This is a genomic window from Bacteroides sp. An269 (assembly GCF_002159755.1).
Lineage (GTDB): Bacteria > Bacteroidota > Bacteroidia > Bacteroidales > Bacteroidaceae > Phocaeicola > Phocaeicola intestinalis.
Genome location: NZ_NFJG01000036.1, coordinates 1 through 12,330, shown reverse-complemented (window position 1 = coordinate 12,330; position 12,330 = coordinate 1). Strand labels below are relative to the sequence as shown.

The 12,330-nt window shown below is 48.8% G+C and carries 9 protein-coding genes; all 9 read left to right on the top strand.

The window, feature by feature from the left end; translation table 11 throughout:
• Position 1 precedes the first annotated feature (1 nt).
• Positions 2-1,339 (top strand): glycan-binding surface protein, encoded by a 1,338-nt coding sequence (locus B5F71_RS08900; protein WP_087209467.1) that lies wholly within the window; start codon positions 2-4, stop codon positions 1,337-1,339.
• Between the two features lie 17 nt (positions 1,340-1,356).
• A complete protein-coding gene (locus tag B5F71_RS08895; protein ID WP_087209464.1) occupies positions 1,357-3,375 on the top strand; it encodes an IPT/TIG domain-containing protein in 2,019 nt (672 codons plus the stop codon).
• Between the two features lie 21 nt (positions 3,376-3,396).
• Positions 3,397-4,743, top strand: coding sequence for a glycosyl hydrolase (locus tag B5F71_RS08890; RefSeq protein ID WP_087209459.1), 1,347 nt, complete (start codon positions 3,397-3,399; stop codon positions 4,741-4,743).
• Positions 4,744-5,096: 353 nt separating this feature from the next.
• Positions 5,097-6,149, top strand: a complete 1,053-nt coding sequence (locus B5F71_RS08885) for a glycosyl hydrolase (RefSeq protein ID WP_164488577.1) — start codon at positions 5,097-5,099, stop codon at positions 6,147-6,149.
• 133 nt (positions 6,150-6,282) lie between these two features.
• The gene (locus B5F71_RS08880) at positions 6,283-7,449 is read left to right on the top strand and encodes a glycoside hydrolase family 130 protein (RefSeq protein WP_087209454.1); all 1,167 of its coding nucleotides are present in this window, start codon (positions 6,283-6,285) and stop codon (positions 7,447-7,449) included.
• Positions 7,450-7,911: 462 nt separating this feature from the next.
• Positions 7,912-9,294, top strand: a complete 1,383-nt coding sequence (locus tag B5F71_RS08875) for an MFS transporter (protein WP_087209451.1) — start codon at positions 7,912-7,914, stop codon at positions 9,292-9,294.
• 105 nt (positions 9,295-9,399) lie between these two features.
• The gene (locus tag B5F71_RS08870; RefSeq protein ID WP_087209448.1) at positions 9,400-10,590 is read left to right on the top strand and encodes an AGE family epimerase/isomerase; all 1,191 of its coding nucleotides are present in this window, start codon (positions 9,400-9,402) and stop codon (positions 10,588-10,590) included.
• 214 nt (positions 10,591-10,804) lie between these two features.
• Positions 10,805-11,626, top strand: coding sequence for an alpha/beta hydrolase (locus tag B5F71_RS08865; RefSeq protein WP_087209445.1), 822 nt, complete (start codon positions 10,805-10,807; stop codon positions 11,624-11,626).
• 93 nt (positions 11,627-11,719) lie between these two features.
• Positions 11,720-12,330, top strand: a 611-nt coding sequence (locus tag B5F71_RS08860; RefSeq protein WP_087209442.1) for a TetR/AcrR family transcriptional regulator, incomplete at its 3' end; no start/stop codon positions are given.

Genomic DNA, 12,330 nt, shown 5'->3' with positions numbered 1-12,330 from the left:
TATGAAATTACAAAATAAAATACCATTCAGCCTCTTTTGCCTGATAGCTCTTGTAGCGAGCTTTTCTATGGCATCCTGCGAAGACGAACCGGACAAGTACGAAGTAGCAGACGGCTTGCCCACAGTCCGTTACATCCGCTCTCCGTATGCAGTTTCAGCAGATTCACTGATTACGGAAGCCAGCACAGGAACAACCATTTGCCTGGTCGGCGAAAACCTGCGCAGCATTTATGAACTTTACTTCAATGATGTTCAGGCCATCTTGAACAGCAGTTACATGACAGACAATACAGTCATAGTAGATGTGCCCCAAAGCATCCCGACTGAAGTTTCCAATAAAATGTATATGGTCACCCGGAACGGTGAAACCGTGGAATACGATTTCAGTGTAACGGTTCCCGCACCTACCCTTACAACCATGTCGTGTGAATACGCTCCAGCAGGATCAGAAGTCACTATTACTGGAAACTACTTTGTCGATGACCCCAATGTTCCGCTTAGCGTAGTATTCCCCGGCGACATAGAAGTGACCGAATTTACCAACATCTCGCAAAGCTCCATCAGCTTCATCATGCCGGAATGTACCGAAGAAGGAGCTATAGATGTAACTACCATTTACGGAACCACGACCTCTGCTTTCCACTATTTAGACACACGTGGCATGTTGTTTGACTTTGATGGCATGACGGGTTTGGGCAATCATGGATGGCACGACCGTACCATAACTTCTGACGAAACATCCATCACCGGCAACTTTGTCCAATTAGGAGATGGCAACACCACGCTGGATGCGGCAGGCGGTTGGAACGACAGCCAGTTCGCTTTTGAATACTGGCCGGGAAGCTGGAATACTCCGACCGATTATCCTGAAGGTGAAGGAATACGCCTGTACGATTTAGCGGATTTCTCTGATTACACCAACATGAGCATCAAATTCGAAATGTATATTCCGTCAAGCAATCCGTGGAGTTCAGGTGCCATGCAGGTAATCTTTGCCGGTACCGACCTTGTGACTTACGGCAATGGCGGAACAGATATCTACGGAAACGCAATTGCAGGACCGAACAACACCTATTTCCAAAACGACGAACTGCCACGTGCCCTTTACCGTCCTTGGACTACGACTGGTTCTTATCACACAGATGACCAATGGGTAACCGTTTCATTGCCTATTTCATCGAACTTCATTTACGGATTTAACGGCGGAACAGCTACCGGTACGCTAAGCGCGGATGATTTTGCCAGCCTTGTCATCTTTGTCACTGGCGGCGGAGTAGAAGGAACAGAATGTACACCTTTAATTAAAATAGACAACATCCGTGCCGTACCCAACAGATAACATAAAACAATAGCACCATGAAGAATGTAAATAAAATAAAGACACTGTTGCTCTCATGCCTGGTCCTGTTAGGATTGTCAGCATGCGACAACGATGATTTGAGCACCCAACAGTATACTGGGGGAGTAAGCTTGAATGTATATGGTCCGCAACCCGTAGTACGTGGAGGGACATTACGTTTTCTGGGTTCGAATCTTGACCAAGTGACACAAGTAATCATTCCGGGAGTCAATCCCATTACGGATATAGATGTCCGCCAGTCGGGCATACCCAGCGAAATATGGGTACAGGTTCCGGTAGACGGTCCGGAAGAAGGTTATGTCACACTGGTAACCGCAAATGGGGAAGAAATCACAACACTTACCCAACTGACCTACGAAGAACCTATTGTTTTCGAAGGATTCTCTCCAGCTTCCGCCATGCCGGGAGAAACCATCACCATAACGGGAGATTACCTCAACCTGATTCATGAGGTGATTTTCGCCGAAGAGGTGGCTGTACCTGAAGAGAATTTCATTTCACACGACCGGTATCAAATACAAGTAGTTGTTCCCGACTCGGCCCGTACAGGAGAAATCATCTTGAGCGATGGAGCGGAAGAACTGCCCAACTGGATTTACTCGGAAGAAGAGCTGGAAGTAGGCACACCTACTGTCACCTCCATAACGACCGACACCCGGTTTAAAGCAGGAGAACGATTAAGCATCAACGGTACGGCATTGAGCCTGGTGGATTATGTACGCTTCGAAGGGGCGGAAGTTCCGTCTGCTGCTTTGGCAGAAGACGACAAGGAGCCGTTCAACGTCAATGAAAACGGTACCAACCTGACATTGACTTTACCGGCAGAAGCCGCTTCGGGAACGGTTGAACTGGTATTGCGTTCGGGCGTAACAGTCACAGCATCCCAACATTTCGAAGTCGTTGTGCCAACTGATATCACTGTAACAACCTCACGCATCAAAGCCGGAAATGCCCTTGCCTTATCAGGTAATGATTTGGATTTGGTCACCTCATTGTCTTTCCCCTCAAACGAAGAAGGGACAACTATAGACGGAGGCGAATTTACGGTAGCTGCAAACAGTTTGACACTAAACACAGTTCCCGAAACAGCTATCGATGGCAACCTTTCGCTGAACATGGCAAACGGCATGAGCGTAGCTGTGCCCTACACATTGGTTAAACCTACCGTTACTTCTTATTCTGCCAATCCGGTCAATGCTGGGGAAACCCTGACCTTGACAGGTACAGACTTAGACTTGGTTACAGGAGTCAGCATTGGCGGCGGAAGTACAGCTACCCCCATTGAAGGAAGCACAGAGAGCAACCTGACAATTACTGTCCCGATGGATTCGCAAAGCGGACCCGTATCCTTGATACTGGCAAACGGCACCTCGGTAGAAAGCGGCACCTTGAATGTAAACGAAGCCGTATTCTGCTACATAGCCAACATGCCCGAAGAAGACATCGTGGTGGGCACAATCTGCCAAGTAGAGATAGCCAACGGCGACAGATTGACCGAAGTGCAAGTAGACGGAACATCCGTCAACTACATTGTAAACGGCAACAACCTGTTATTCAATGTACCGACTACGGCTGGAAGCAACAGCACCGTGAAACTGATTTCATCGAACGGTGAAATTGAATACACGTTCCCGTTCGTTTCTGGAGTAGCAGAAGAAACAGTAATCTGGACCGGAAATTTCGATTTAGGCAACTGGGCAAACGGCATGCAAGATCTGGCATGGGGCGGATATGACTTTTCTGCATTACAAGCCGGGAATACAATCATCGTCTACTTCACACAAGATGCCACAGCTTCGTCATGGCAACTGAAACTGGGCAGAGGAAGTGACTGGAGCACGTTGCCCGACTTCCAAGAATATGCCGGAGGTGGAGATGCAACCGACCTAACGGCAGGAGCAACAAGTTTTTCATACCAGTTAGGTGCCAATGATGTCAACGAAATCTTAACCAACAATGGATTAATCTTCCAAGGTGCGAATGTGACCTTGACGCAAATATCCATCATATTTTGAACCTTATAAAACGACAGAATTATGAAATTGAAAAATATAATCGGATTCTTGCTGCTTTCGATGGCATTCGTCACCGTTGCCTGCGATGACGATGTAGAATACACCATTACAGAGGTAGATGCCCCCGTATTGGTTTCTACTACCCCCGAAAACGGCTCTACCAACGTTTCGAGTGGCGATGTTACCATCAGCATCACTTACGACAAAAACGTGTTCTTCGCCAGCAGTTATGCGGATCAGCTTATCTTTACAAGCGGAACGGTGACGAGTGCAGATGTCATAGGAACCAGCCCCACATTGATCGTGAATGTAAACGTGCCTGAACGAGGAACACAATGCACACTGACCATTCCCGAAGGTCTGGTGACCGGACCGAATCAGATGCCGGCTCCCGAAGTAAGCGTAACGTTCACAACCACAGGACTTGATCAAAATCCGGTCTATACACTGACAGCCGAAGCGCAACGTGTGTACGACTTCTTACAAGAGAACTTCGAAACCCGCACCATTTCAGCTACAATGGCAAACGTGGCGTGGAACACCGAAAACGCCGAACAAGTCTACCAATGGACCGGACAATATCCGGCAATGAACTGCTTCGACTATATCCATCTCGCCTCTTCACCCGCCAACTGGATTGATTACGGCGACATCACCCCTGTACAACAATGGTGGGATAACGGTGGATTGGTACTCGCGATGTGGCACTGGAACGTGCCGAGAAACGAAGGTGATACCGACCCGAACAATTACACCTTCAACCTAAGCGAAACCACTTTCGACATCGATAACGCCTTTACTGAAGGTACGTGGGAATACAATACCGTGCATGCAGACCTTGAAAAGATTGCCGGTTACCTGAGATTATTGCACGATGCCAACATCCCTGTCATCTGGCGTCCGCTGCACGAAGCGGCAGGAGGATGGTTCTGGTGGGGTAAGAATGCCGACAGCTTCAAAAAACTTTGGGTAGAAATGTTCAACTATTTCGAAGCACAAGGCTTGAACAACCTGATTTGGGTATGGACCAGTGAAACCAACGACACAGACTGGTATCCCGGTGATGAATACGTGGACATTATCGGGCGCGACCTGTACGGCAACGATGCTGCCGACTGCGCTTCGCAATACCAAACCCTCATCAACGACTTCGGCAACAAGATGATTACGCTGAGCGAATGCGGTTATTCGGAATATACCGACTCTACGGTCGGACTGCTTTCTGAGCAATGGAACGCAGGTGCACGCTGGTTATGGTTCATGCCATGGTATGACTCCGACAACAGCACCACCCCACATGCCGACCAAACTTGGTGGGAAGACGCTATGAGCCAAGACTATGTCATCAAACGCGGAGAATTTAGATAAGCCTGTAGGTTTTTGAGTTCTTGAGTTTGTAAATTTGCAAACTCAAAAACTCAATAACTTATACTTTAAGCGGCATTGAAATATGCATATTGTAGATTGCCATCACCGTAGAGAAGCATGCGTTTTGATGAACATAAGTGACTCGACCGTTTAACATAAGTAACTCGCACGTTTCACATATAAGTGAGTCGGCCATGTCACTTATGTTCGTCAACGGAGTCTTTTGACGTTCTGTGGCGACATCAACAAAATGCACAAATCCATACCGCGCATAATATAAAAACTCAATAACTCAAAAACTCAAAATGAAACCCATCCATACAATACTTGCAGGCACTTGCCTGATAGCCACAATGGCAGCCTGCAACAATGCAAAAGAACAAGAAGTGTCCGCACGCACCCCCGAAGCGCTCGCGATGCTCCAGACACTGAAAACGCTTCCCGAAAAAGGCGTGTTCATGTTCGGACATCACGATGATCCCGTGTATGGCATCCGGTGGGACGGTGATGAAAACCGCAGCGACGTGAAAAGCGTATGCGGCGACTACCCTGCCATGATGTCTTTCGATTTGGGACACATCGAACTGGGCGATAGTGTCAACCTCGACAAAGTATCGTTCGACCGCATCCGACGTGAAGTGGTAGCACAATACGAACGGGGCGGTATGTCCTCCTTCAGCTGGCACCTCGATAATCCGCAGACCGGAAAAGACACATGGGATGTATCCGATTCTACCGTCGTGCGTTCCGTCCTGCCCGGAGGAGCCAACCACGAGAAATTCATCACGTGGCTGGACCGTGCCGCCGATTACATGAACTCCATCCGCACAGCAGACGGCACCAAAGTGCCCATCCTCTTCCGTCCGTGGCACGAACATACCGGAAGCTGGTTCTGGTGGGGACAGAAACTCTGCTCTACCGAAGAATATAAAGCATTGTGGAGCATGACTTACAACCGCATGAAAGAAAAAGGTGCCGACCAGTTACTTTGGGCATATTCGCCCGGCATTGAGCCGAACGACACGACCGAATACCTGGAACGCTATCCGGGAGACAGCATCGTCGACCTCATCGGCGTAGATGCCTACCAGTTCGAAAGAGCCGCCTACGAACAGGCACTCGACAAATCACTGCGGATAATGACCCAGATAGGCAAGTCGCACAATAAAGCCATTGCCGTTACCGAGACCGGATACGAGACCATTCCCGATTCTACATGGTGGACCGGAACACTGATGCCTATTATCCAGAAATATCCCATCAGTTACGTACTGGTATGGCGCAATGCCCGCGAAAAGGAAAACCACTTTTATGCACCTTATCCGGGACAAGTGTCGGAACAGGACTTCGTGAAGTTCTACAACGACCCGAAAACTCTTTTTGCCGGAGATATGAAAAGTAACTAATTTAAATTGAACACAGAGACACAAAGACACAGAGAATTAAAGCAAACTTTGTGAACTTTGTATGCTCAAAATAAAACGCTGTGCCTCCGTGCCTCTGTGTTCATTTCCATAATAACCATAAACAACCACGAATATGACCTCATTTGAAGAAAAAGTAAAAGACCTCATTGCCCGTCACGAGGCACTCATCACACGTAAAAACGAACCTGTAGCTGAAAGCAATGGCGTGTACACACGCTATAAATACCCCGTCTTGACCGCAGCGCATACCCCTATCTTCTGGCGTTACGACCTTGACGAGAAAACCAATCCTTACCTGATGGAACGCATCGGCATGAACGCCGTGCTTAACTCGGGAGCGATTAAATGGAACGGGAAATACCTGCTCGTAGCCCGCGTGGAAGGTGCTGACCGCAAATCGTTCTTCGCCGTAGCGGAAAGCCCCAACGGGGTAGACAACTTCCGCTTCTGGGATTACCCTGTAACCATGCCCGATGACGTTATCCCCGCCACCAACATCTACGACATGCGACTCACGGCTCACGAAGACGGCTGGATATATGGTATCTTCTGTGCCGAACGCCATGACAACAATGCTCCGGCAGGCGACCTCTCTTCTGCTACAGCCACTGCAGGCATCGCCCGCACCAAAGACTTGAAGACATGGGAACGCCTGCCCGACCTGAAATCGAAGAGCCAGCAGCGTAACGTGGTGCTTCATCCCGAATTTGTCAACGGCAAATACGCCCTCTACACCCGTCCGCAAGACGGATTCATCGATGCCGGAAGCGGCGGAGGAATCGGCTGGGCACTGATTGACGACATCACGCATGCCGAAGTGAAGGAAGAGAAAATCATCGACCTCCGCTACTACCACACCATCAAGGAAGTGAAGAACGGCGAGGGTCCGCATCCTATCAAGACTCCGAAAGGCTGGCTGCATTTGGCTCACGGAGTACGCGGATGTGCCGCCGGACTGCGTTACGTATTATATATGTATATGACTTCACTGGAAGATCCGACCAAGCTTATTGCTTCGCCGGGCGGCTACTTCATGGCTCCCGAAGGTGAAGAACGCATCGGCGATGTATCAAATGTATTGTTCACCAACGGCTGGATTGCCGATGACGACGGCACGGTGTACATCTATTATGCTTCTTCTGACACGCGGATGCACGTTGCGGTATCTACCATCGACAAGTTGGTAGACTACTGCATGAACACGCCTCAAGACGGGCTGACTACTACCGCTTCGGTAGAAACGCTGAAACGGCTCATTGACAAGAACCTTGGAAAATGAATAATTAAGTATGAGGAATGAAGAATGGGGCATCTATTTTTCATTCCTCTTTCAGCTAAACAAATAAGTAAGTATGCAAAATTAATGATATTATCAGAAACACAGATTTTCGCGGATTAGCGCAGATTATTGTAATTTATGCGAATCAGGAGTTAAACGTAGTTATGTTTCACAGGAGTTATCACTTCGTTCAGGAGTTAAAGGCCAATAGTCCTGCTTCTGAAAGCGGTGCAAGAGGTATTGGCATCTAACTCCCAGCCCGCACTGGCGGGCGATAACTCCCTATAACTCTCTTTTAACTCCTGATTGGCATAATTTACGATTTGACAATTTACTATCCTTTAAATCGTACTTCGTAAATCGAAAAATAGTAAATTAAAAGAATCCGCGCTAATCCGCGTTAATCTGCGTTTCTGAGCCGACTGATTATATAAACTAATTCTCAACATCTACTTAATAACCATGATTAAACTCAAAGAAAAAATCGGATACGGGCTGGGCGACATGGCTTCCTCGATGTTCTGGAAGCTGTTCGGAGCCTACCTGATGATTTTCTATACCGATGTATTCGGACTTCCGGCGGCTATGGTGGGCACAATGTTCCTCGTCACCCGTGTGTGGGACTCGGTGTTCGACCCTGTCATCGGCATCATCGCCGACCGTACGTCGAGCCGTTGGGGGAAGTTCCGTCCCTACCTGCTCTTTCTTGCCGTCCCGTTCGGACTTATCGGCATACTGACTTTCTATACACCTCCTTTTGGCGAAGCGGGTAAATTAGTCTACGCCTACATCACCTATTCGCTGATGATGATGGTCTATTCGGGCATCAACGTGCCCTACGCTTCGCTCTTAGGCGTCATGAGCCCCAACCCGAAAGAACGCGGCACGCTTTCTACTTTCCGCATGATGTTCGCCTACATCGGAAGTTTCATTGCCCTGCTGCTGTTCATGCCCATGGCAAACGCTTTCAGCGGACACAGTACGGACATAGCCGCCCAACAACATGGCTGGCTGATGGCTGTAATGGTCATTGTGGCAATGTGCGTCTTGCTTTTCTTCGGCTGCTTCTCGTGGACCAAAGAACGGGTAAAACCTATCAAGGAAGCGAAAAGCTCATTGAAGGATGACATACACGACCTCTTCCATAACCGCCCGTGGTGGATTCTGTTCGGAGCCGGAATCGCCTCGCTGGTGTTCAATTCCATCCGCGACGGAGCGGCGGTGTACTACTTCAAATATTACATCGTGGAATCAGACTTCCACGTCATCACGCTTTTCGGGATGTCGTTCGTGCTGAGCGGACTCTTCCTCTCCGTAGGCCAGGCTGCCAATATCATCGGCGTAGTCTTGGCGGCTCCGGTCAGCAACAAGATAGGCAAGAAAAACACCTTTGCCATCGCCATGCTCCTTGCCACCGCACTCAGCATCATCTTCTATTGGTTCGACCGCAGCGACCTGGTATGGATATTCATCTTCCAATGCCTCATCAGCATCAGTGCCGGAAGCATCTTTCCGCTCCTGTGGTCGATGTATGCCGACTGTGCCGACTATTCGGAACTGCGCAGCGGAAACCGCGCTACAGGACTTATCTTCAGTGCCTCGTCGATGAGCCAGAAGTTCGGCTGGGCAATCGGCACGGCAGTAACGGGCTGGCTGCTCTCCTACTTCGGATTCCAAGCCAATGCCGAACAGAGTGCCGAGACCATCCACGGCATCAAACTGTTCCTCAGCTGGTTGCCCGGAGCTGCAGCATTCGTCTCAATGCTCTTCGTCATCGGCTACCCCTTGGGCGAACAGAAGATGAAGGAAATCATCGGCAAGCTGAACGAGAAACGGAAATCCTAACTTTCATTCTCACCACAGATTACACAGATTTTTTTAATTGGATAGGAAGCTGATAAAATCTAAATTGAAAATCTGTGTAATCTGTGGTGAAAAAAACAATGCACTATGAATCAACTTATCAACCAGCTCCGGAACGAAATGCGCTCCGAGCTTGAAAACAACATCCTTCCGTTTTGGATGAACAAAATGGAAGATAACGAAGAAGGCGGCTTCTACGGACAAATCACCGGCGAAGACGAATTGAAACCTGAAGCATCGAAAGGCGCGATACTGAACGCACGCATCCTGTGGACGTTCTCGTCTGCCTACCGCCTGCTGAAGAAACCCGAATACTTAGAAACAGCTACCCGTGCCAAACGCTATCTGATAGACCGGTTCTACGACCCGCAGTACGGTGGCATCTACTGGGAACTAGATTACAAGGGCAACCCGCTTGATACGAAAAAACAAATCTATGCCATCGGCTTCGCTATTTACGGTCTGAGCGAATATGCCCGTGCCACAGGGGATACGGAAGCGTTGGAATATGCCCAAAGACTCTTCGATGCCATCGAACAACACAGCTTCGATTCCGAACAAAACGGATATGTGGAAGCATTGACCCGTGACTGGCAACCCATCGGGGACATGCGCCTGAGCGACAAGGACGAGAACGAGAAGAAAACGATGAACACGCACCTGCACATCCTGGAACCTTACACCAACCTCTACCGCGTATGGAAGGACGAACAGCTGGAACGACAACTACGGAACCTGATTGAAGTATTCATCACCCGCATCCTCGACCCACAGACCGGACACCTCAACCTGTTCTTCGAAGAAGACTGGACCAACAAATACCACATCGTCTCCTACGGACACGACATCGAAGCCTCATGGCTTATCCACGAAGCGGCATTGGTACTGGGCGACCCGGCGTTGCTGAAACGGATAGAGCCCATCATCATCCGGATAGCCCGGGCAGCCGATGAAGGGCTGAACCCCGACGGAAGCATGATATACGAACACTTCATCGACCGGCAGAAGACAGACCGCGAGCTGCACTGGTGGGTACAGGCGGAAAACGTAGTGGGGCACATCAACCTCTACCAGCACTTCGGCGACACGGAAGCTCTCGACACCGCCGTCCGCTGCTGGGAGTTCATCAAGACGAAACTGATAGACCGCGAACACGGCGAATGGCACTGGAGCCTCCTGCCCGACGGCACCGTAAACCGCCGCGATGACAAGGCTGGTTTCTGGAAATGTCCTTACCACAACGGCCGCATGTGCATGGAGGTCATCGAACGCTTCTGACTTTTTCACCACAGATTACACAGATTTTCAATTTAGATTTTAAAGTTTATACAAACAGTCAGTTCAGAAACGCAGATTAACACAGATTTTCGCAGATTATTTTAATTTACTATTTTTCGATTTACAAAGTACGATTTAAAGTTCAAATAGTAGATAGTAAATTGTCAAATCGTAAATTACAATAATCTGCGTTTCTAATAATTCAACAAAAACCATGAAACGATTAAGTTTAATTCTTTTGGCGATGCTGTTAGGCAGCATTGCTTGGGGAACGACCCTGAAATATACCGAAGTTCATGACATTCCCTACAAGGAATCGGAAGAAGCCTACGTGAAAGAACGCTGCAAGTTAGACATCTATTATCCCGAAGACACGACGGGATGCCCTGTTGTCGTATGGTTTCACGGAGGCGGACTGACACAAGGCAACAAGTCTTTCCCTTGGAAACTGAAAGAAAAGGGCATGGTGCTTGTCGCCGTCAACTACCGTTTGCTTCCCAAAGTGGAAATCAATGAATGCCTTGATGATGCAGCGGCAGCCGTGGCATGGGTATTCCGCGAAATCGGGAAATACGGAGGAGATAAACGGAAGATTTTCGTATCGGGACACTCGGCAGGAGGTTATCTGACCGCCATGATAGGCTTGGATAAGAAATGGCTCGCCCGCTATCAGGCCGATGCCAATGAGATAGCAGGACTCATCCCGTTCAGCGGACAGATGATCAGCCATTTCGCCTATCGGGACATGAAAGGCATCGGAAACCTGCAACCGACCATTGATGAGTATGCCCCACTCTTTCATGTCCGGAAAGACGCTCCTCCCCTGGTATTGATTACAGGCGACCGCAACATCGAGCTTTTCGGACGATACGAAGAAAACGCCTACATGTGGCGGATGATGAAACTTACCGGACATGCCGAAACCTACCTCTACGAGATAGACGGACACGGGCACGGCTCTATGGCAGAACCGGCTTACCACATCTTAGAGCAACACATCCGGAAAATTTTAGGGAAACCGGTGGATAACAACTGACCAAGAATACCCCTACCACAAATCCCTATAAATAGGTATTGCCGGATTATTTCAAGCCTTGTATTTTTGCAGAAAGAAAAAACAGAAAACATCATGCAAGTGCTGAAAGAAGACATACGCGACCGTATATTGGCTATTGCCAGACAGCAATTCGCACAGAAAGGATATTCCAAAACTTCCATGCGCGAAATAGCCGGACTGGCAGGAGTTGGGGTCGGAAACATCTACAACTACTTTGCGAACAAAGACGAACTGTTCCGTGAAGTGGTCCGTCCGGTCTTGTATGCCTTGGAAGCCATGTTGCAGGAGCATCACGGCATACGGGGCGAGGATATTATGATGATGCGGTCGGAAAAGTATCTGAAGTCCTGCATCGATGAATATGTTTCGCTTATTAACACGCACCGCGGGCTGATGGAAATTCTGTTGTTCCGCGCACAAGGCTCTTCATTGGAACATTTCCGCGAGAACTACACCGACCGTTCTACGGAACTGGTCAAGGCATGGTTCACGTCCATGCAGCAGAAGCATCCCGAAATCAATACGGCAGTGTCCGATTTTATCATCCACCTGCATACGGTATGGATGTTCACGATGTTCGAAGAACTGCTGATGCATTCGGTTCCCCAACAGGAAATGGAAACCATCTTGCACGACTATATTCTTTTTGAAATTCAAGGCTGGAGGGCAATCATCCAAATATG